This is a genomic window from Alteromonas sp. MmMcT2-2 (assembly GCF_022348305.1).
Taxonomy (GTDB): Bacteria; Pseudomonadota; Gammaproteobacteria; order Enterobacterales; family Alteromonadaceae; genus Alteromonas; species Alteromonas macleodii.
Genome location: NZ_JAKRFA010000004.1, coordinates 17,649 through 39,549 on the forward strand (window position 1 = coordinate 17,649; position 21,901 = coordinate 39,549).

The 21,901-nt window shown below is 44.9% G+C and carries 17 protein-coding genes; 6 read left to right on the forward strand and 11 right to left on the reverse strand.

Annotated elements, in window-relative coordinates:
* Positions 1-8: 8 nt before the first annotated feature.
* The 7 genes from MHM99_RS03965 to seqA form a co-directional block, all read right to left on the reverse strand.
* Positions 9-335, reverse strand: a complete 327-nt coding sequence (locus MHM99_RS03965) for a heavy metal-binding domain-containing protein (protein ID WP_014949040.1) — start codon at positions 333-335, stop codon at positions 9-11.
* Positions 336-391: 56 nt separating this feature from the next.
* Positions 392-802 carry an HIT domain-containing protein gene (locus MHM99_RS03970; RefSeq protein ID WP_239218258.1) on the reverse strand — a complete coding sequence of 137 codons (411 nt, stop codon included), beginning with the start codon at positions 800-802 and terminating at the stop codon, positions 392-394.
* The gene (gene astE / locus MHM99_RS03975) at positions 795-1,826 is read right to left on the reverse strand and encodes a succinylglutamate desuccinylase (RefSeq protein ID WP_239218260.1); all 1,032 of its coding nucleotides are present in this window, start codon (positions 1,824-1,826) and stop codon (positions 795-797) included. The genes MHM99_RS03970 and astE overlap by 8 nt, the downstream gene beginning before the upstream one ends.
* A gap of 145 nt (positions 1,827-1,971) precedes the next feature.
* Complete coding sequence (locus tag MHM99_RS03980) at positions 1,972-3,276, reverse strand: bifunctional diguanylate cyclase/phosphodiesterase (protein ID WP_039230212.1); 1,305 nt, start codon at positions 3,274-3,276, stop codon at positions 1,972-1,974.
* Between the two features lie 297 nt (positions 3,277-3,573).
* A complete protein-coding gene (locus MHM99_RS03985) occupies positions 3,574-6,051 on the reverse strand; it encodes a glycogen/starch/alpha-glucan phosphorylase (RefSeq protein ID WP_014949036.1) in 2,478 nt (825 codons plus the stop codon).
* A 218-nt stretch (positions 6,052-6,269) separates the two neighbouring features.
* The gene (pgm, locus tag MHM99_RS03990) at positions 6,270-7,922 is read right to left on the reverse strand and encodes a phosphoglucomutase (alpha-D-glucose-1,6-bisphosphate-dependent) (protein WP_239218262.1); all 1,653 of its coding nucleotides are present in this window, start codon (positions 7,920-7,922) and stop codon (positions 6,270-6,272) included.
* Positions 7,923-7,969: 47 nt separating this feature from the next.
* Positions 7,970-8,755 carry a replication initiation negative regulator SeqA gene (gene seqA / locus MHM99_RS03995; RefSeq protein ID WP_187447310.1) on the reverse strand — a complete coding sequence of 262 codons (786 nt, stop codon included), beginning with the start codon at positions 8,753-8,755 and terminating at the stop codon, positions 7,970-7,972.
* 500 nt (positions 8,756-9,255) lie between these two features.
* Between seqA and MHM99_RS04000 the strand changes: the two genes are divergently transcribed.
* The 6 genes from MHM99_RS04000 to cynS all read left to right on the forward strand — a co-directional run bounded on the left by MHM99_RS04000 (position 9,256) and on the right by cynS (position 17,230).
* A complete protein-coding gene (locus MHM99_RS04000) occupies positions 9,256-10,203 on the forward strand; it encodes a MoxR family ATPase (RefSeq protein WP_239218264.1) in 948 nt (315 codons plus the stop codon).
* Positions 10,204-10,239: 36 nt separating this feature from the next.
* The gene (locus tag MHM99_RS04005) at positions 10,240-11,373 is read left to right on the forward strand and encodes a DUF58 domain-containing protein (protein ID WP_239218266.1); all 1,134 of its coding nucleotides are present in this window, start codon (positions 10,240-10,242) and stop codon (positions 11,371-11,373) included.
* Positions 11,370-13,436, forward strand: a complete 2,067-nt coding sequence (locus MHM99_RS04010; protein ID WP_239218268.1) for a DUF3488 and transglutaminase-like domain-containing protein — start codon at positions 11,370-11,372, stop codon at positions 13,434-13,436. Before MHM99_RS04005 ends, MHM99_RS04010 begins: the two co-directional genes overlap by 4 nt.
* Before the next feature lie 440 nt (positions 13,437-13,876).
* Entirely contained in the window at positions 13,877-14,725 is an 849-nt protein-coding gene (locus MHM99_RS04015) for a formate/nitrite transporter family protein (protein ID WP_014949030.1), read from the forward strand.
* A 126-nt stretch (positions 14,726-14,851) separates the two neighbouring features.
* A complete protein-coding gene (locus tag MHM99_RS04020) occupies positions 14,852-16,762 on the forward strand; it encodes a protein phosphatase 2C domain-containing protein (protein WP_239218270.1) in 1,911 nt (636 codons plus the stop codon).
* Positions 16,763-16,780: 18 nt separating this feature from the next.
* Positions 16,781-17,230: a cyanase gene (gene cynS, locus MHM99_RS04025; RefSeq protein WP_014949029.1), complete on the forward strand. Its 450-nt coding sequence runs from the start codon at positions 16,781-16,783 to the stop codon at positions 17,228-17,230.
* Positions 17,231-17,343: 113 nt separating this feature from the next.
* Here the strand turns inward: cynS and fusA are convergent, their stop codons facing one another.
* The 4 genes from fusA to MHM99_RS04045 all read right to left on the reverse strand — a co-directional run bounded on the left by fusA (position 17,344) and on the right by MHM99_RS04045 (position 21,900).
* Positions 17,344-19,431 carry an elongation factor G gene (fusA, locus tag MHM99_RS04030; protein ID WP_049588862.1) on the reverse strand — a complete coding sequence of 696 codons (2,088 nt, stop codon included), beginning with the start codon at positions 19,429-19,431 and terminating at the stop codon, positions 17,344-17,346.
* 183 nt (positions 19,432-19,614) lie between these two features.
* Positions 19,615-20,712 carry a 23S rRNA (cytidine(2498)-2'-O)-methyltransferase RlmM gene (rlmM, locus tag MHM99_RS04035; RefSeq protein ID WP_239218272.1) on the reverse strand — a complete coding sequence of 366 codons (1,098 nt, stop codon included), beginning with the start codon at positions 20,710-20,712 and terminating at the stop codon, positions 19,615-19,617.
* On the reverse strand, positions 20,705-21,172 hold the full coding sequence (locus MHM99_RS04040) for a DUF423 domain-containing protein (protein ID WP_239218273.1): 468 nt from the start codon (positions 21,170-21,172) through the stop codon (positions 20,705-20,707). Before MHM99_RS04040 ends, rlmM begins: the two co-directional genes overlap by 8 nt.
* A gap of 35 nt (positions 21,173-21,207) precedes the next feature.
* Positions 21,208-21,900 carry an alpha/beta family hydrolase gene (locus tag MHM99_RS04045; RefSeq protein ID WP_239218274.1) on the reverse strand — a complete coding sequence of 231 codons (693 nt, stop codon included), beginning with the start codon at positions 21,898-21,900 and terminating at the stop codon, positions 21,208-21,210.
* Between the last annotated feature and the right edge of the window lies 1 nt (position 21,901).

The following is a 21,901-nucleotide window of genomic DNA, read 5'->3' on the forward strand; positions in this document are numbered from 1 at the left end:
TTTTGATTTTATAAAGGGGTCGTTTTAACCGCAGTACCGCTAATGCTCACCATAAGCATACTGCCTTTATCGCCAATCACTTGATAGTCTAAGTCGATGCCAACCACAGCATTTGCGCCCATGCTTCTCGCCTCGTGCTCAAGCTCAGTAAAGGCGAGCTTACGTGCGGTGGTTAACTCTTCTTCATACGACCCAGAACGACCACCCACGATGTCGCGAATAGAAGCGAAAAGATCTTTAAATACGTTTGCGCCCATCACGGCCTCGCCCACAACAATACCGTAATAAGCTTCAATTTTATGCCCTTCAAGCGTTGGGGTAGTTGAAACTATCATGCATAATTCCTTTTAATGTGAACTGTTTATTTGTTGCTATTAAGGGCGTGCACCCTCTAGCTGTTGTTTTCAAACCATTGCTTAACAGACTTAACAAGCGCCTGAGCATCGTTTGTGTTATATGCCACTGCTGGCTGGTTGCCCCACACGGGGTTTGGCCACGCACAATCATTTTCAAAACGTGCGACGTGATGAACATGAAGCTGCCTTACCACATTGCCTAGTGCTGCCACATTAAGTTTAAGTGGTGAAAACAAGGACTGCATGGCTTTTGATGCCAATGCAGACTCTTTGAGTAAAGTAATCTGCTCTTCTTCTGACAAATCGATAATTTCCGCAATATCATTTTTCATCGGCACTAAAATGAGCCACGGAAACTGACTATCATTCATCAACAGTACACGACACAGCGAAAGATCACAGACAAAAAATGTATCATTGTGTAAACGGCTATCAAGTTTAAACATCTAGCTTATCCAACGTAGTAGGCACAACGGTTAACAAGGCGCGTTGCCCAATGGCCACTTTTGCATTCGGGAAAACAATGGCTTCGCCGTCCTGCTCTGCTATGTACTCTTTACCCGGTTCAGAAGCCAATACCGTGCCTTTAGGGTAGTCAGTGAAGTTTGGCGTATCGTCATTGAAATGAAGCGTAAACTGTTCTTCGTTTCGGTTTATAACTTGGTTCACGCGATAAATATCAAGGTCATCCATCTCAACCGTTGGCGCGTACTCGGTTTGAGTAATTAGCTGCGTTATCGCTTGTTTGGCATCTTCAAATCGACGCATATCGTTTTGCCCAAATGGACGCACTTTGCCAAGTTCAACCGTAAACGCGTGCGCGTTGTATTGATATGACGAGAAATAGCTAAAGGTGGTTGTCGAGCTTTCCGACAGCAATATGGTTTTCACACCACACGCGGCAAGGAATGCAAGCTGCCCTTTGCTGTGTACTCTGTCATGAAGATACGGATATACCGCAAACTTTTCATTTTTAGAGGCGCGAATTGCAGTGTGTAGGTCGTAGTGATATCGGGTGCCCTCACCCGCTTCAAAGAAAGACGCCACAGCATCTTCGAGCTGTTTAGCACGAACGCGCTCTGCGTTCACTAAACCTTCGCCCTTCGAGTGAGCACCGCTAAACAAGCGGTTCATGTTCTCTTCAACGAAACGCTCTGCAATATCCATCGCGGGCAGGTTGCCAAATAGGAACAAAACATCATGTGCCAGCGTTATGTTCCCTGTAAGGATCCCCTTAACCAAATCATCACAGATTTCGATAGGTGCGGTTTCATTACCGTGCACACCACACGATAAAACAATGCGTTTGTTAGGCTTAGAGGTTGGCTGAACTGAAAAACTAATAATGCCAGGTGCGGTAATATCGACGAGCGTACCATTAGCTAATGTAAATTGATGAGAGCGTTCAAATAATGCGGAATTACGGCGAGAAAGTGTTAAAAACTGGCCGCTTTCTATAAGTTCTTGCATAAGTGTGAGCTTTGTCTACGTTGTCTAATCTCGAATGCTTCCAGTGTACCCAGACAGGCCTTCAAAATCACGTTATCTCACTGTTTAATTCCCAGTAGCTGTAAGGATTGAACAACGCAACTACAGATTGCCGCACTTTCAAATACTAGGCTTGAGCGCGTCTAGGCGAGTTGCCGATAATTATCTCTTGTTGGGTAAGCTGTACGAAATCATCGAATGGAATGGCGCGAGAGAATAGGTATCCCTGCCCTTGTGTCACCCCTATTTCTCTGAGTATGTGAAGCTGCTCTACGGTTTCTATGCCCTCGGCTACTACACAGCACTCTTTTGCATGCCCTATCACTTTCGCCGCTTCGATAATGGCGCGATTAACAGGGTGAGCTTCAAGTTCCATCACAAAGGACTTATCGATTTTCAGCGCATCCAAATCCAGATCTCGAATATAAGCAAGATTTGAATACCCTTTACCAAAATCATCTACAGAAATAGATACGCCTAAGCTTCGCAGCTCATCTAACTGCTTTTTCACCATTAATGAATTAGACAGTGCCACGTCCTCGGTGAGCTCCAACTCGATTAACGAAAGCGGCATTGAATACGTACGACTCAGCATCGTCAGTGTTGGGACTAACTGGTTGTCGTATAACTGTGTGGGAGAAATATTCACAGACAGCATTAAAGACCGCTTCATTAGGTCCAATTCCGAGAGCGCCCTAAAGGCTTGCTCAAGCGTCCAGTAGCCCAGTTCGCTCATCATATTATACGACTCGGCCGCTTCGATTAGCGGACCTGGAAATAAGACGCCATCAAGAGGGTGATTCCAGCGAAGTAAGCACTCAGCCCCCACTACTTCTAGCGTTGTCAGATCGACTTTTGGTTGATAGTAAAGCTCGAGTTCATTTTGTGCTAATGCACGTTTTAAATCTGCTTTTAGCGCCAAACTTCTGCCCGTGTCGGTTTTGTCTGACTTAGTCAACGCGAAGTAATTTTCGTATTTGTTTTCTTTTGCTTGTTTTAAAGCCGTTTCCGCTCGGGAAACAAAGGAAGTGATATCAAAGTCATTCTTAATACTGCACACCACACCTACGTTAAAGTCTGCAATAAAAGCCGTACCATCATAATGCATAGGCGTTTTGAAATGCTCGACTAAGCGTTCGAACATTTGTCGCATTACGGTTTCATTACTTTCATTAGGAAAAACGATGCCAAAAACATCACCACTGATACGGCCAATCGATACCGCAGTTCCAAATAGGAGTTGGATGCGGTTGGCTATTTCAAGTAAAAAGCGATCGCCTACATGAATGCCCAGACTGGTTGTCACATCAGAAAAACGTACTACATCGACCAGCATCAATGAAATAGAAGCACTGCGAGATGCTTGCTTCGAAATGCTATCGATAAACGCATAGCGATTGGGAATGGTTGCCAGTGATGTGTGTTGGCTCATGATGTTTTCCTTGAGCTTTACGCTTCGAGGTACTAAAAACAACTAGTTATATAAAACCATGGCGCTACGAATGGCGCAACGACAGTAACGTATTATTTTGTATACCGTCTTATACTTTTGTACAACATTAGCCTAATATTGGACAAAAAACATGGCTGTAGTACTTATTTCTGGTGACGTTAAGAACAAACTGTGCCGTATTTTGAACCCAATACGAAACAATGAAGAAGTATTTAGAGGGTAATAAAAAACCCGGCGAGTGTACCACTGCCGGGCTATTTCTTTACGGTTCTGCGATTAGCTTTCAATCTTACACGGTGAAAGTTTCCAAACGCGTTCTACGTAGTCACGAATTGAACGATCTGAGGTAAATTTACCCATCTTCGCTGTATTGATGATGGCCATTTCTGCCCAACGCTCTTTGTCGCGGTATGCAGCATCAACTGCAATTTGTGCATCAGAATAAGCACGGAAATCTGCAAGCACCATGTACGGGTCACCGTTATCAAGTAAGCTTTGCTTAATTGACACCAATGCACCTGGTTTACCTGGCGTAAAGTAATCCGTTTCTAACCAATCCAGCACAGCTTTAATTTCTGGATCTTTATAGTAGTAGTCATGTGGGTTATAGCCATTCGCTTTAAGCTCGTTCACTTCTTCTACTGTAAGTCCGAAGATAAAGATGTTGTCATCGCCCACTTCTTCAGCAATTTCAACGTTTGCACCATCAAGTGTACCAATAGTTACCGCACCGTTCAGCGCAAGCTTCATATTACCGGTTCCTGATGCCTCTTTACCTGCCGTACTGATTTGCTCAGATACGTCTGCCGCTGGAATCATTTTTTCAGCGAGTGATACGCGGTAGTTTGGTAAGAATGCTACTTTAATCTTGTTATTTACGCGCGGATCGTTGTTGATTTTATCCGCTACCTTGTTAATAGCGAAGATAATATCTTTCGCAAGCTTGTAGCCCGGTGCGGCTTTAGCACCAAACACAAATACACGCGGGTGCATATCGTAATCAGGGTTTTCTAGAATACGACGGTATAGCGCCATAATATTCAGAAGCGCTAAGTGTTGACGCTTATACTCGTGCAAACGCTTAATCTGCACATCGAAAATGGCGTTAACGTCTACTTCTATATCAAGTGACTTGCGAATTTCCTCTGCTAGCAACTCTTTGTTCTCAAGCTTCACTTTCATGAACTGCTTCTGGAACGTTTTATTGCTCGCAAATTTAGCTAACCCTTGCAGTTTGTCTAAGTCGCGCGGCCAGTCTTCACCAATCTTTTTATCGATTAGCTTAGACAGCGCTGGGTTACACGCTTTCAACCAGCGGCGTGGTGTAATACCGTTGGTTACGTTAGTTAGCTTACCTGGATACAGTTCATCGAACTCTGGGAACAGAGACGACTTAACAAGACGAGAGTGCATTTCTGCCACACCGTTAACAGCAAATGAACCGATTACCGACAGGTGGCCCATACGAACCATCTTCTCGTTACCTTCTTCAATGATTGAAAGCTTAGCTTTCATGGCATTGTCGCCAGGCCACTTCTTATCAACCTCTGCCATAAAGCGGTGGTTAATTTCATAAATGATTTCTAGATGACGAGGAAGGATCTTCTCAATCATGCGCGCAGGCCACTTTTCAAGTGCCTCTGGTAGCAAGGTGTGGTTGGTATATGCAAATACTTTTGTACAAATGCCCCACGCTTCATCCCAACCAAGCTCTGCGCGGTCAACAAGAATGCGCATTAACTCTGGTATAGAAATAGCTGGGTGCGTATCGTTTAGCTGAATAACAACCTGATCGGCGAAACGGCTCCAATCGTCACCATGAGCACGCTTGTAACGACGGATAATGTCTTTAAGCGAGCACGAGCAGAAGAAGTACTGCTGAATAAGACGCAGCTCTTTACCCGCTTCGGTCTCATCGTTTGGATAAAGTACTTTTGAAATCGTTTCAGCTGATACATTTTCACGCTGTGCATCAACATAACCACCCGCATTGAATACGTCCCAATTGAAGTAGTCAGACGCTTCTGACTGCCACAATCGCAGTACGTTTACGGTTTTACCTTCGTAGCCTACAACCGGAATGTCCCACGGCACACCTTTAACAATTGAGCCAGGGTGCCATTCTTTCAGCACTCGTCCGTTGTCGCCGTATTTAGTCTCTACATAGCCGTAAAGCGATACTTCTTGAATAGATTCCGGACGGCAAATTTCCCATGGATTACCGTAGTCACGCCAGCTATCTGGACGCTCGATTTGCGCACCGCTTTTAATTTCTTGGCGGAATAAACCGTGCTCGTAATGAATACCATAACCTATTGCAGGTAATTCCATTGTCGCCAGTGAGTCGATGAAGCAAGCCGCTAGTCGGCCAAGGCCACCATTACCTAGCGCCATATCAGGCTCTTCTTCAAGAATGTCTGAAATCTCAACACCTAGCTCTTTCAGCGCACCACTCGCTACATCGAACAAGCCAAAGTTTTGCAGGTTGTTTGAAAGCAAACGGCCCATTAGGAATTCAGCAGAGAAGTAATGAACGGCGCGGGTGTCGTTCAGGTAATGACTTTTCTGGGTTTTGCGCAACCCTTCAAGTACTTGTTCTTGAATTGCAGCACACGTTGCTTTCCACCAAGCGTGATTGTTTGCTTTGTTTTCGTCGGTGCCTAGCGTGCAGTGTAAGTGTTTAATAACCGCTGCTTTGAATGCAGCCTTATCGATCACTGGAGAGGGTTGCGTCTTGGTCGCTTTTGCGTTCATTTTGCGTCTCACTCTTAAGTAGAAGCGGTGTTTACACACCGAAAACGTAATTTAATTACAGAATAACTTCAGAATATGACAGCAATATAGCAGCGCTTAAACGATTATGTTGTAATAATTTTGTTAAAATAACAAAAAATCGCATGAATTCGTATGCATTCATGCGATTTTTAACAATTAATTTACAAAAAGGAATTTAAAGTGATTTGTTTTTGTACTTATTTAATTATTTTTCCGACTAAGGCTTCGGCTTCAGCAATTAGATCCTGTAAGTGGCTTTCACCGTTAAAGCTTTCCGCATAAATTTTATAAATTTGTTCGGTGCCAGAAGGACGCGCTGCGAACCAGCCATTTTCTGTCGATACTTTAACGCCACCAATTGCCGCGTTATTACCTGGCGCATGGGTTTGAACGGCAGTGATAGGCTCGCCCGCCAACGTATCGCTAGTGACGACAGATGCATCCATCGCCGAAAGCTTTTGCTTTTGTTCAAGTGTTGCTGCCACGTCAACACGGCTGTAAACCGGCGCTGCAAATTTTTCCGTTAGCGCTTTGTAGTGCTCGCCAGGATCTTTACCTGTGATGGCTAGGATTTCAGCTGCCAGCAAACAAAGAATAAAGCCGTCTTTGTCTGTCGCCCACGTGCTTCCATTGCGTTCAAGGAAAATTCCACCAGCACTTTCTTCACCCGCAAAACCAATAGTGCTGTTTGATAAACCATCAACAAACCATTTAAAGCCTACCGGCATTTCAGCTAAAGGTTTACCTAAGCTGTTGGCTACGCGGTCAATCATACTGCTAGACACCAGTGTTTTACCGATATTTAGATCGCTAGGCCATTCTGGACGGTGGGTATAAAGGTAGTTAATAGCCACGGCCAAATAATGGTTTGGGTTCATTAGGCCCGCACTTTTGCACACAATACCGTGACGATCGAAATCAGGATCATTGCCCCAAGCTAAGTCAAAGTTATCTTTCAGCTCGATAAGCCCTGCCATCGCATAGGCAGACGAACAATCCATGCGAAGCTTACCGTCTTTGTCACGGCGCATAAAACCAAACTGTGGGTCAACCGCGTCGTTAACAACGGTAATGTCCAAGCCATATTTATCTGCAATTCGCGACCAATAACCTATGCCTGCACCACCTAATGGGTCAGTACCTAACTTCAAGTTAGCTTTTGCAATCGCTTCCATGTCGATAACGCTTGCAAGGTCTTCAATGTAAGGTTCCATGAAGTCTTCTTCACGAACCAATTTGCGCGCGGTAGCTTGACGAATATCAATGCGCTTAACATTCTTATTGCCATCGGCAATTAATTCATTGGCGCGTTCTTGAATTTGTTTGGTTACATCACTATCGGCAGGGCCACCGTGAGGCGGGTTGTACTTAAATCCACCGTCTGAAGGAGGGTTATGAGAAGGCGTAATGACGATACCATCTGCCTTGTCGGTGTTACCTGCGCGATTGTAGCGAATAATAGTACGTGAAATAACAGGTGTCGGCGTATAGCCCATGCTTTCATTGTCTGCGCGCTGCACGACAACATTGACACCGTTTGCACACAAAACTTCGATAGCGGTAATCATGGCAGGCTCAGATAACGCGTGGGTATCTTTACCAACGAACAGCGGACCGTCGATACCTTCTTGTTTACGATACTCTACCAATGCTTGGCAAATTGCACTGATGTGGGTATCGGTAAACGTAGCGTTGAAAGCTGTACCTCTGTGACCTGACGTGCCAAAAGAGACCGCTTGACCCGGGTCATTCATATCCGGTTTATAGCTGTAATACTGGCTCACTAACTGCGCTACGTTAATGAGTTGCTCTTTTGCTGCATGCTGTCCAGCCTGCGGATGTAATGCCATGAAAAAAATCCTTATTTAGAAGTTTCGTTGTTCTATACCTTGGCTTGCTATTTACCTTCTGAAGAGAAACGCGCAATCACGGTTTCAATAACATCGGGTTGATAGCCTAAGTTACGCAAAACTTGTTCCAGCATATTCGTTTTCTTGGCAGTATTGTTATTGGTTACCACCCAGAACGGGCTATCAGGGATAGCTTTAGGATTAGTACTGCTGCCGTTTTCCAACAATGCCGCCTTACTTGTCGCAAAGTACGTACGGTTTTTACCTTTTATACTTTCAACACGAGTAAAGTTTTCTGCATTAAGCTTGTGCGCTGCACTTAAAACAAACAGGAATTGATCAACGCGCTTGGTAAATGTGCCTAATGCATCTTTTGACACCGCTTCAAGAATGTCTCTTTTCGAGTGAGCTTCTGTTGCTGGCGTTACTGAAGAAACTTCCGAAACCTTTTTAGCTGCCCTTGAGCTCGCAGGCGCTTTTGCTGCCGTTGCTTTAGCTGTAGCTTTCTTCGCTGCAGCCTTTGGCGCTGCTTTAACTGCTGAACTGGCTGTCGCTTTAGAAGGCGCTTTGGTTTGTACTTTAGTCGCCACTTGAGTTTCAACTTCGGGTGTTGACTCACTTGCGTTATCTGCGGTTTCTACAACGTCTGTACTTTTTGGTTCGCTTGTTTTTACAGATGTAGATGAAGCGCCACCATGCTGGACACCTTGGGACACGGCACCGTCTTCAGGCAAAAGTAAACGTCTTAAAATTTGTGATGCACTCTCACCAATATGCTTCGTTTGGCTGGCGATGAAGGCATATAAATCGTCATCTATTTCAATGCTTTTCATAACTACTTCCTTTTTAAGAGGCACCATTATAGACAACACAGATAAACTACGCAGCACTTAATAACAGATGTTTTGCGGGAATCTATGCTAATAAGGTAAGAAAGTGACGTTTTACTGCTTCCCGTTCCGTCGTATTTGCTGTCGATAAAGTCCATGTAAGCCGTTTTTACTTTTTCAAAAATAGACGTCGCCTTAACAACATTAAGAACATAGGAGAAACAACGCAACGAACCATCAAGTCGCTGATATACCTGCGTATAAAATTTAACAGGTAATTCAATAGAAAGCCTTTCACTATCGTTGCTATTATTAAGAAGTAGTGACCTTCGAAACACCGCATTGTCGGCACTCGTTACCGTTCGCTAAACATGTAAACTAGAACATGAACTCAGACATGAACTTAAACATCATTGCGCAACATCCTTAGAAAAGCCTGAATCGCTTTCTCACTGTTTAATACGTAGTGTGACAGAGTAACTTTAAACTTAAGTGACAATTACATGCGCCAAGATATCATTAATGTACAGCGGGCTCTTAGTCAGAAAATTATTGGTAAAGATCACCAGTTAAAACTCGCAATAACCTGTTTACTTGCCAATGGCCACTTATTAATTGAAGACTTACCAGGAATGGGTAAAACCACCCTTTCTCATGCGCTTTCCCAAGTTTTTGGCCTACAATATTCTCGCATTCAATTTACTTCTGACTTACTCCCATCAGATATGTTGGGCGTAAACATTTTTCATAGTAATGAACAAGACGAGGCAAAGCGCTTTTCATTTAGACACGGCCCTATTTTTAGCCAAGTGGTGTTAGCGGACGAGCTAAACAGAGCCAGTCCCAAAACACAAAGCGCCCTGTTAGAAGCGATGGAAGAGCGACAAGTAAGTATAGATGGTGTAACCCACGCGCTACCCTTTCCATTTTTTGTTATTGCTACACAAAACCCAAGCTATCAATCGGGCACTTATCCCTTGCCAGAGTCCCAACTTGACCGTTTCTTTATGCGTATCTCTTTGGGCTATCCAGCGTGGGAAGCAGAAAAAGCCATGCTATTGCAACAGGATGCATCAGCACCGCTTGCACAAATACTAAATGAGGAGAATTTGCGCGAGATGCAACGAGAGGTAGCCGCTATTCATACCAGCGATGCCATTATTCATTACATTCTAAGATTGGTGAGTGAAAGTCGAGAAAGTAATGTTTACCCTAATCCCCTATCGCCACGAGCGAGTAGAGCGATACTCCAAGGTGCCAAAGCCTGGGCGTTTGTTTCCGGAAAATCATATGTTACTCCCGAAGATGTACAGGCCGTCTTCGTGGCCATTACCGCTCATAGGCTAACATTGTCTTCACATCAGTTGGCACAAGGGCAGCAAACCCATGCTTTTGACGGTGAAAAACTGAGCCAGAAATTACTCGATAGTATTGACCCACTGGCAGCCTAGCATTCATGAATTTTCGGAGCGCTAAAGGTGCGTAGAATGCCAGCTTCACTTTCGAATTACCTACAACGCAGGCTGTTAAAGTGGTTAGACAGGCGAATGCCGGCTTCTCACGAACATCACCTCAACGTAAACAGTATTTTTATATTGCCGAGCGGATTCGGTTGGTCTTTTATTATTCTATCGCTGTGTTTGTTTTTACTTGGCACTAACTACCAAAACAACTTGATGTTGCTGCTTAGCTATTTGTGCTTAAGCATTATGCTATTAACGCTGTTTTACACTCATCAAAACTTTGCGCGTTTAGCGCTTAAGGCGACGCCCCCCAGTCCATTTCACTGTAACTTACAGGGTGAATTGCAGCTTCAGGTTATCCCTCTTGCGGCAGCGCCAACGAAAACGTGCAATGGTGTATTAGCAATAAAGTGGCTAAATACAGCGCGCCCCATGGAAACCACTGTTCTTGCAAGCAATGAAAACATCTCAGTGGACCAGCAGACGTACAGCTTTTCTTTAAACGACAATGAAGTTGCGGGTACAAGACAAACGCAAACCCTCAGCGTGCCTCTTTCAATACCAGTACGGGGCCGATTTGCACTCGGCAGACTAACCATTGCATGCGATTTTCCGTTGGGATTATACAAATGCTGGACCCACCTCGATTTTGACCAACAAGTCACTGTCTACGCAAAACCTCAAGAAGGTCCGGTCACTGTTAACAAGGTAGCGAGTTCTAATGAGTCGGATAGCGTCAGTCAGGTTAACGACCTTACAAGTAACGAAGACTTTTACGCATTAAACGATTACGAAGTTGGACAGCCGCTTAATCGCGTATCGTGGAAGCATGTGGCGAAAAACGGAAATTGGGTTTCGAAATCCTTTACCTCCTTGCAAAGCGACAGTTTTGTACTTTCAGTTTCCTCAAACATCGATGTGGAAACTGCCGTGTCGGCGCTTACCTATGCAGCATTGTCTTGGACAGGCGCAGACCGGGTATTTGGAATACAGTACAAAGGGCTTAATATTGCCCCTGCTCACGGGGTAAAACATAGGCACGAATGTCTTAGTGCGCTTGCTTGTTTGAATTCGCATTCATCACAAGCTTCTTCAACCTCAAATAAAACGGTCTCAATATCTTCCATAAAGAGTGAAAGAGCGAGGTCAACGAAATGATCTCCGCTATCTTAAGCCGTTTATCACAATTAACCGTTGTTAAAAGCGTGTTTAGCCAACCAACGTCCGTGGCTGTGCTTATGCTCTGCATAGCTTTCTCTCTTATTCTTTTTTCTCTTACCGCGCCACTTATGACATGGGTAATTATGCTAGGTGGATGTGCTGTGACAGTGAGGGCCGCAGGCCTTAGTGCGTTGAATAGTTTGCCCACATCACGCACGGTTAACTTGCTGGCGATATTGGCAGTGTTCGCATTATCGTGGTTCGGCTTTTCAGTAGGATTGCTTGATAGCATGATCAACCTATTGACCGTCGCTTGCGCGCTCAAAATCATGCTGGTTGAGAAAAAACGAGATTTTCACTTAATTGTATGTACCTGTTTGTTCTTGATCGGCTGCGGATTTATCTCGTCTCTAAGCGTATTTGCGTGGATTGGCTATACAGGAATACTGGCCCTGCTGCTCTTTGCGACTGCCATTTATCACGGTGCAGGAATACTCAAATCAAAAAGCATTAAATTCGTGACCGTGCTTATTGTCCAAGCTTTCCCTATCGCGCTGCTACTGTTTTTACTGCTTCCCCAACTCCCTCCGCTTTGGCAGATGCCCACGTCAAAGTCGACTGAAACCGGGCTTTCTGACACGGTGACGCCTGGTGATATTGCGTCACTTGCAAGTTCATCTGAATTAGCTTTCAGCGCCACATTTGAAAGCGCCGAAGAAGTCCCCGATGCACCGTCCAGGTATTGGCGCGCTATGACCTTAGAACATTTTGACGGGAAAACCTGGTCTATTAGCGACAAACGCAAACAGGCAGAGCAGCAGCTAGCTTACATGGGCAAGCCAACACCCTTGTCAGCTCTGGCCGAGGAAAGTACGCCTCAAGTGATAAGTTATGAATTGATCGTGGAACCCACACAGCAAACGTGGCTGTTTGCGTTAGCGCCTTCGACCCCCAACAACCGCGAGCACAGTATTTTCGTAAGAAGTCTTTTTGATTTTACGTTAAGGGCGAATAGCCCAATATCCAGTAAAAAAGCGTTTTATCTGCGCTACTATCCAACTGCTCAAATCACTAGCGGAATAGGAAATTTTGAATCGCAACTAAACCTTCAGGTTTCCATGAATGGCAACCCTCAAGCCAGAGCATGGGGACAGACACTTGCCAAACAATACTCAAGCGCACAGCAAATAGTTAGCGCAATAATGCGTGAATTTAATCAAGGGGGCTTCCGCTACACCCTATCGCCGAACGCCATGCCTACCGACCCCATCGACCGTTTTTTATTTGAAGAACGCTCAGGTTTTTGTGCCCATTACGCAGGCGCCATGGTGTATGTGCTTCGCGCCGCAGGGGTACCGGCAAGAATGGTGACAGGCTACCAGGGCGGAAGCGCACTTAATGACAATGTGCTTCAAGTAAGGCAGTACGATGCACATGCATGGGTGGAAGCATTTATCGATGGTGTTTGGGTTCGACACGACCCAACGAGTATGGTGGCACCGTCTCGCCTAACCTTTGGACTTGAACGTGCGTTGGAAGAGCTTGGGGAGTCTCGTGAAGCCAGTATTTTGGGCGACCTTAGCAACGCTGCTATTTTTGCAACGTTACAAAGCTGGTTTCAACAGCTCGATTACTCGTGGAGTAAATGGGTACTGGGCTTTGACAATACTGCGCAAACCAACATGCTTGAAGAATTACTAGGCTCGCTAACCCCGCAAAAAATGCGAGTTGTATTTCTTTCCGCCATTGGTCTAATTGGGCTTATTTTAGCACTTTATTTTTTACCCAAAACGCATCGCACCACGTTGTCGCCCTCACACAGAGTTTTACTAAACGCAATAAAATGCGTTGAAGCTAAAACAGGAAAAGAAAGAGGGAATAAAACCTTGTCCGCCTTTATGAGTGAAGTTAACCCTTTGATAAACGAAGATGCTACCAAGGCACTAACACTTCTGTGTGAACTATTTGAGCATGAAAAATACGCACACCGAACACAAGAGGCAAAAGTTTATCCAACCATGAAGCGTCAGCTAAAAATGTTAAAACAGGCATTAAAGTAGGAAATAGTTAAACCGGTTGCACCTTAAACACTCACACTCCCCCCTTTTTAGTGCAGACTAATTAATAGTGCCTTGGCGCAAGCGACTATCAATACAGCCACGAATTTACACAAGCCATTGTTTTAAATAGCAATAAATAACACATTTAGGTACATTTTGGTTATTGGCACTTTTTTAGCTTTGTACAAATGGATAACAAAAGTACGAAGGCGCTTATACAAGTATTAGTTGCCAACGGGCTTTAGAGTACAAAGGCGTACACATAACCGACGGTTTATTTGTTAGCTACCACAATGCATGAGTTTTGGACAAAGGCGTCCCCAGTTCTTTCTTACGAGAGCGCTGCGGACGCCTTTTTTTGATCTTCTGGAACGCATTGAAACAGTAAACGCCAACACACAGATGACAACTTATTAATAACGACAACGTGAGGTGAAACCATGGCTTATCTTCTCCCCGCTGAGTTTGCAACCAAGATGGTAGATGCAGGCGAAGCCAAAATTTATATGTCTACACGAGATACTCTAATCCGCGCTTATATGGCAGGTGCAATATTGGCCCTTGCCGCTGTTTTTGCCGTTACCATTGCCGTTCAAACCGGCGTATTTCTTCTTGGCGCAGTGTTATTCCCAGTGGGCTTTTGTATGCTCTACCTTATGGGGTTTGACCTATTAACCGGCGTGTTTGTACTTACCCCGCTCGCTTGGCTTGCACAGCGACCTGGCGTCACGCCAAAACAAATTCTACGAAATTGGGGATTAGTATTTTTAGGTAACTTTGGCGGCGCATTAACCGTGGCCTTTATGATGTCGTTTATTTTTACCATGGGGTATAACGTGGATGGCGGTGCCATCGCGACTAAGGTAGCCAGCATTGGCGAAGCTCGTACATTGGGCTACGCAGAACACGGCGTTGCAGGCTGGTTCACCATTTTTATTCGCGGCATGTTGTGTAACTGGATGGTGTCGCTAGGCGTAGTGGGTGCAATGATTTCAACTCACGTTAGCGGAAAAGTACTAGCCATGTGGATGCCAATCATGCTGTTCTTCTTTATGGGTTTTGAGCACTCAGTAGTAAACATGTTTCTTTTCCCATTTGGCCTTATTATGGGCGGCGACTTCTCGGTTATGGACTACTTCATTTGGAACGAGATCCCAACTGCACTTGGAAATCTTGTTGGTGGCCTCGCCTTTACTGGACTAACCCTGTACACCACCCACGTTAAGACGCTACCCAAACGTACTATCCCTGTTGATAAAGCCGCTGCATCGCAAACACTGCCTATTTAATTAAGGCGCTTATCTTAAAGCCATCATGCCTTGTCCCTACAAGACACGTCATGATGGCGTTATCCGTTTCCTTGGAAATAACTAATTGGGCTCATAATTAAATATGCAGGTAAGAAACAATTAAACATGAATGAGCGAGCCGCGTTAAACGCCCCAATTAACCCACCAGCTAACACGCTCAGTGTAAGTGCATTTTCTACAGCCGGCGTTAAAGCGATAAACCAAGATGCATATGCTTTTCATGTTTCTGATAACCCAAATCAAAGCAGCGTTTTTGTTATCGCCGACGGTGTAAGTAGCAGTACGGTTAGCCAAGTTGCTAGCGACTTTGCTACCAGTCAGTTTATTAAACTGTTTAATATGGCGCCGGAACAATGGTCGGTTAAGATGCGCGCTGAAACCATTATTAAAGAGATAAACGCGCTGCTTTACACACGTACGCAAAGAAGTCCCTTCTGCTATACACCAGAAAAAGGTTATGTGTGCACGTTAACAGTGGCGGTGGTAACAGGCAATCACATGGATGTATTTCATGTGGGAGATTGTCAAATTCAGGCTATTTCTAAGAACGCACAGTCGCCTGTCTTACTCACAAAACCTCATCGTCAAGTATCGGAAAGTGAGCCTTCGCAGAGTTATCTTACTAAAGCATTAGGCGTTCAAGCACATATAGACATCGACCACACAACACTCACCCTCAACTCATCGAGCACGTTTTCGATAAGTAGCGACGGGGTTTATGAGTTTGTTTCGCTATCTACCATTCTTATGAAAATCAGTGAGGCCGATACGCTTTCTGAAAACCAAGCTGCGTTGGTAGTACATGAGGCATTTACTAGAGGGAGCGATGACAACCTCACCTTACTTCTCGTAAAGGTTCTTGTAGCTAGCCATGATGGCCTAGACGATCACAGACACCCACTGTATACAGGCGTTTCAACTTCACCTCATTCATCTGTACTTAACAGGCCGTTGGGCAACCAACTGATAACCAATTCTGAGGTTTCTGATGCTGCGATTCATTACTCAAATCAGCAGTCTGATGAACATGTATGCGAAGAGCCTGCTGCCGCAAACTTTAAGACGGGTGATGATGTTGATGGACTGAAGCTAGAACGACAGCTTTATACGTCGGCCCGAAGCCATGTTTTTATTGCCACCAATTCGTCTTGTGAAGCTACGCACAGAAACAGCCCTGTGGTTGTAAAAACGCCGGCTACCGACTTTACCCTATCACCAGAAATGGTAAATGGGTTCCTAATAGAGAGCTGGTTTTCGAGACGGATTAATTCGGCACACGTTATTAAAAGCCCAACGTTTACTGATTTGGGTCTACCGTACTCTCCTTCTGCTTTTTACAGCGTAAGTGAATATGTACAAGGTCAAACGCTAGCTCAATGGGCTGTTGATAACCCTACGCCGCCATTAGAGCAAGTTAGAAATATAATCGAGCAGGTTGGTAAAGGTTTACAGGCAATGCACCGTCAGGGCATTGTTCATAGGGATATACGCCCTGACAATATTATTATTAGCGAACAAGGGCACTGTACAATTATAGATTTGGGTTCAGCAGCCTTAGCCGATGCCCCAAGCCTCTATAGTGACACACCTATTCCTGGCGCTGCACTTTTTTCCGCACCTGAATACTTTTTAGGAAATGTTGGCACAGAGCGCTCTGATCTGTTCTCCTTAGCCGTACTCACCTACTATCTCTTGTGCGGGCGTTACCCCTATGGCACAAAGCTCGCTCATTGTCGCACGTTGGCCGAGCAGAAAAAGTTAAAATACCAAACCGCATTGGCTCCTAATCGGCCAATACCTAATTGGGTTGATAGCGCTCTTAAACGTGCTTTGCATGTGAACCCTGACAAGCGATTTTCTTCACTATCTGAGTTTCTTTTTTCGCTTCGCTACCCAAATCCATCACAACATACGGAGTACGAGCCGTTAGTAAAACGACACCCTCTTTTTGTGTACAAGGTGCTAATACTGGCACTTATTTTTAGCAATCTAGTTACGCTCATTTTGTTTAACTAACCCTTTAAGGAAATGTAAATGATTACATCGAGAACCCAAGTTACCGACATGATCCAGTCAGCCAAAATTTTAAAAGGCATAAAGTGGAGCCAGATTGCCGAAGTTGTTGGTCAATCAAAAGAATGGAGTACAGCAGCTTGCTTAGGACAAATGGCCATGACAAAACAGCAAGCTGAAGCCGTGGGTGAGTTACTTGAGCTTACCGACGAAGCCATTGCCTGGCTTCAAATCGTGCCTTACAAAGGCTCGTTACCCACAGAAGTCCCTACCGACCCACTTATTTACCGCTGGTATGAATTAGTGAGTGTGTATGGCACTACATTAAAGGAATTAATTCATGAAGAGTTTGGCGACGGCATCATGAGTGCCATTGATTTTTCGATGGATTTACAGCGCGAGAACGACCCTAAAGGCGACCGTGTCAGCGTAGTGATGTCAGGGAAGTTTCTGCCATATAAGATGTACTAAACGTATTTTAGGACGGGACACCCGACATAAAAAAAGCCGGTCATGCGACCGGCTTTTTAGTATTTCTTGAAGCGTAAGCTAACCCAAGGTCAGCTTACGTTCGCAAAGGCTAATTACTTAGCAGCTTTACGTGCTTTCGCTTCTTCAATTACTTTGTCAGCTACGTTCTGAGGACAAGCTGAGTAGTGGCTGAATTCCATAGAGAACTGACCACGACCAGATGTAATAGTACGTAGGTGACCGATGTAACCAAACATCTCAGATAGAGGTACGTCAGCCTTGATGCGAACGCCAGTAGCGCCAGCTTCTTGGTCTTTGATCATACCACGACGACGGTTAAGGTCACCGATTACGTCACCAACGTTGTCTTCTGGGCTGAATACGTCAACTTTCATCACAGGCTCAAGAATTTGAGGACCTGCTTTTGGCATTGACTGACGGAATGCACCTTTAGCTGCAATTTCGAACGCGATTGCTGATGAGTCAACTGCGTGGAAACCACCGTCGAATAGCTCAACTTCAACGTCTAGTACTGGGTAGCCCGCTAGAGGACCTACTTCCATCATACCTGCAAAACCTTTTTCGATTGCAGGGAAGAATTCTTTAGGAACGTTACCGCCCACAACAGTAGATGTGAACTTGAAGCCAGAGTTAGTTTCGCCCGGACGGATGCGGTAATCAATCTTACCGAATTGACCAGAACCACCAGACTGCTTCTTGTGCGTGTAGCTGTCTTCAACTGCTTGTGTGATAGTTTCACGGTAAGCAACTTGAGGTTGACCAACTTCTAGCTCAACGCCGTAAGTACGCTTCAAGATGTCTACTTTGATATCTAGGTGAAGCTCACCCATACCTTTAAGGATGGTTTCGCCAGAATCTTCGTCAGTTTCAACTTGGAAAGATGGGTCTTCTGCTACTAGTTTACCAATAGCGATAGACATCTTTTCGTTAGCGCCTTTGTCTTTTGGCTTAACAGCAATCGAGATTACTGGCTCAGGGAAGATCATTGGCTCTAGTGTACAAGGGTGCTTCGGATCACATAATGTGTGACCAGTTTGAACGTTCTTCATACCAACAACTGCTAGGATGTCACCCGCTTGTGCTGAAGTAAGTTCAGTACGTTCGTCAGCGTGCATCTCAACCATACGGCCGATACGCTCAGTTTTACCCGTTGCGCTGTTAAGAATAGTGTCGCCTTTGTTTAGCTTACCAGAGTAGATACGGATAAACGTAAGGGCACCGAAACGGTCGTCCATGATTTTGAACGCAAGTGCACGGAACGGCTCGTCAACAGATACTGTTGCAACTTCACCAGTAGGCTCGCCCGTTTCTTCGTCAGTTAGATCTTGTGGATCTACTTCTGTTGGAGAAGGTAGGAAGTCTACAACCGCGTCTAGAACAAGCTGAATACCTTTGTTCTTGTATGCAGAGCCACAGTAGGTTGGGAAGAACGCTAGGTCACGAGTACCTTTACGGATACAGCGCTTGATGTCTTCTAAAGACGGCTCTTCGCCATCCATGTAAGCCATCATTAGATCGTCGTCTTGCTCAACAGCAGTTTCGATTAGTTGCTCACGGTACTCGTTAGCCTTATCAACCATATCTGCAGGGATATCTACAACTTCGTAGTTTTCAGGAAGACCTGAATCGTCCCAGATGTACGCTTTCATATCTAGAAGGTTAACAACACCTTTAAACTCGTCTTCGATACCGATTGGAAGCGTCATTACTAGTGGGTTAGCAGCAAGTACTTTCTTAACTTGACCTACAACACGGTAAAAGTCTGCACCCATACGATCTAGCTTGTTAACGAAAATACAGCGGGCAACGCCAGATTCGTTAGCATAGCGCCAGTTAGTTTCTGACTGAGGCTCAACACCGCCAGAACCACAAAATACACCAATACCGCCGTCAAGCACTTTCAGTGAACGATATACTTCAACTGTAAAGTCAACGTGTCCCGGAGTATCGATGATGTTCATACGATGATCTTTCCAGAAACAGGTTGTTGCGGCTGACTGGATGGTAATACCACGCTCAGCTTCCTGCTCCATGAAGTCAGTTGTAGTTGAGCCATCGTGAGTGTCACCGATTTTGTGAATACGGCCGGTAAGCTTCAAGATACGTTCTGTTGTGGTAGTTTTACCCGCGTCTACGTGGGCGAAAATACCAATGTTTCTGTAATGAGATAGTTCTGACATTAGTTCACTTTCATTGGTTCAGTGTAAAAAAACGGCCGGATTATAAAGGATTTCTATACCAGATTTACACCTTTTTTAGCATAAACCTTAAATTCGTTTGCCAAAATCCGCGCCACCATTAATTCTTTTCTTTAAGTATCAATAACTTATTAATTAATGACACTTTTTTGAAAAATAACAAAATCACACCTCATCTTTTGAAGTGCGAACAATTGTTACTGTAACTTCATCTCTGTCGTGGTAGAGATGCCTCACCTTCACCGCAAATGCATCTTCCAAGGCATTTAATCGGCCTCTTAGCAACGTCATGGCTTCAACTACAGTTTCATAACGTTGTTTCATAGGTAACTTTAAATTGAATATTGCGTGCGTTGCCCAGTGCTTAACTAACCAATCACCCATCAATTTAGCTACCCTATCGGGTTGCTCTATCATATCACATACCAGCAAATCTACACGACCAAATTGTGGTCGATAGGTAAACCCGTCTGCCGCGTGATGTTCAACCAAGCCCGTGCTCATTAAACTATCGGCTACAAGTCCATTGTCGATAGCTTCAACATACATTCCGCGCTTCACCAGCTGATATGTCCAACCGCCCGGGCATGCACCTAGGTCCACGGCACGTCCACCGCTTCGAAGTACCTTAGCCTGCTGTTTGTCGCTCAGCATATTCACTAAGGCATCTTCAAGTTTAAGCGTCGAGCGGCTCGGCGCATCACTTGGGAACTTTAACCGGCAAATACCCAAGTGATCGCCACTAGCATGACTGTGTAATGTATAGCCAATATGGCAAATCTCAAATGACTCAAAGAAAATATGTAGCTTCGGTTTACCTAAATTTTCCTTTGCGGTGAGCCATCCCGCCTTTCTTAGGGCTTGGCGAAGAGGAACCGTAAACTTCCGGCAGAACTTTGCGAGGGTTTTACCTTCTTCTGTATCTGGGTATTCGACGTCTATGGCGCCAAAAATTTGAAATGGTTCTTCTACCTCTTTCAAAGCCTCGAGCACTTGCCCTACCCTGTCCTCTTTCTCTATATCGTTTAGCGTGGCAAAAACAGCCACCAGTTGACGAGGGAAGATACTGTCGTGAACAGCAAACTGGGTAATGGTTTGCTCAAGCTGCGTGGCATCATATAAATGATAAAGTACAAAGCCACTGTTCTTCTTAGATACTGGGTAGCCATAACACTGGGCTTCACCGTAACGAGAGGTAAGCTCGTTAGCCGTATCGTTTTCATAACCAGGTCGGCAATAACCTAAAATACTGGTGTTAGGCATTACCTGCCCCCGGCATGTGGTGAGTTTTGTTCTGCTCTTCTTTTTGTTGCTTGTTTAAATCATGACCTTTTATCAGTCCAATCACTAACAACACCCATCCAATAATAAAGAACATGCCTCCCAAAGGGGTTATCGGCCCAAACCATTTTATGCCGCTCATTCCTAGCGCGTATAAACTTCCACTAAACAACACCGTACCGGTAACGAAACAAAACGCTACTCTGTTGGCCCACGTTGATGAGACAACCCCTGACAGCGCAGGCAAAAGCAGTAAGGCTAATGCGTGATACATTTGGTAACGCACGCCAATTTCAAAAGTGTTGAGCTGCTGTGCAGTTAACACGCTTTTTAATCCATGTGCGCCGAACGCACCTAATATGACCGAAAGGCCCGCTAGCAATGCGCCTGCAATAAGATAAGGTTTAGCAACGGTGGCTAACCCAAGTTTTTCAGTTTTCATTAAATTAGTCGTTCGCTCTGATTTCTAATTCATCATTAATTATTCAAATTGGCTTCTATAAAAGACGCGGTAAGTGTGGCAGCTTTAGCAATATGTTCTTCCTGCGTTTTTCCGCTTGCTTTTCGAGGCTTAAAACTGTGATCGCCGTCCTCTAAATATGCGCACTCAATCATGGAAGATAACACGCCGTTCTTTTTGTAACTCTCCACTTCGCTCTTCGTACCAAAGGTATCTCGTTCACCCTGAATAATAAGCAAAGGTTTAGACGCCGTTTGCAGATGTTCGGTGCGTGTTTTTTCTGGCTTACCAGGAGGGTGGAACGGATAGCCCAGCGCTATCGCGCCTTTTACATTGCTCACCGCTTCATACACCATAGTCGCCATTCGCCCGCCCATCGACTTTCCACCGATGAAAACAGGCAAGTTATGCAAGGCTTTGTTATCGTTACTGCAGGTTTCAATCACCGCAGTAAAGTGTGACATAAGTTTATCGGCTTTATCGGGAGGCCTACGCTTACCGGTAGCTTTTATGGTTTGCATATAAGGGAAGTTAAAAAGCACGGTCGATATGCCTTTTGCAACAAGCTCCGACGCCATCGCTTGCATGAACTCATGTTCCTTTCCCGCACCAGCTCCGTGGCCCAATATCAAGCACGCTATAGGCTTATCGGCTTCATGCAATTCAATGTCAAAACCAGGCTGTTCAGCGGTGGCATTCGATGTAGTCATA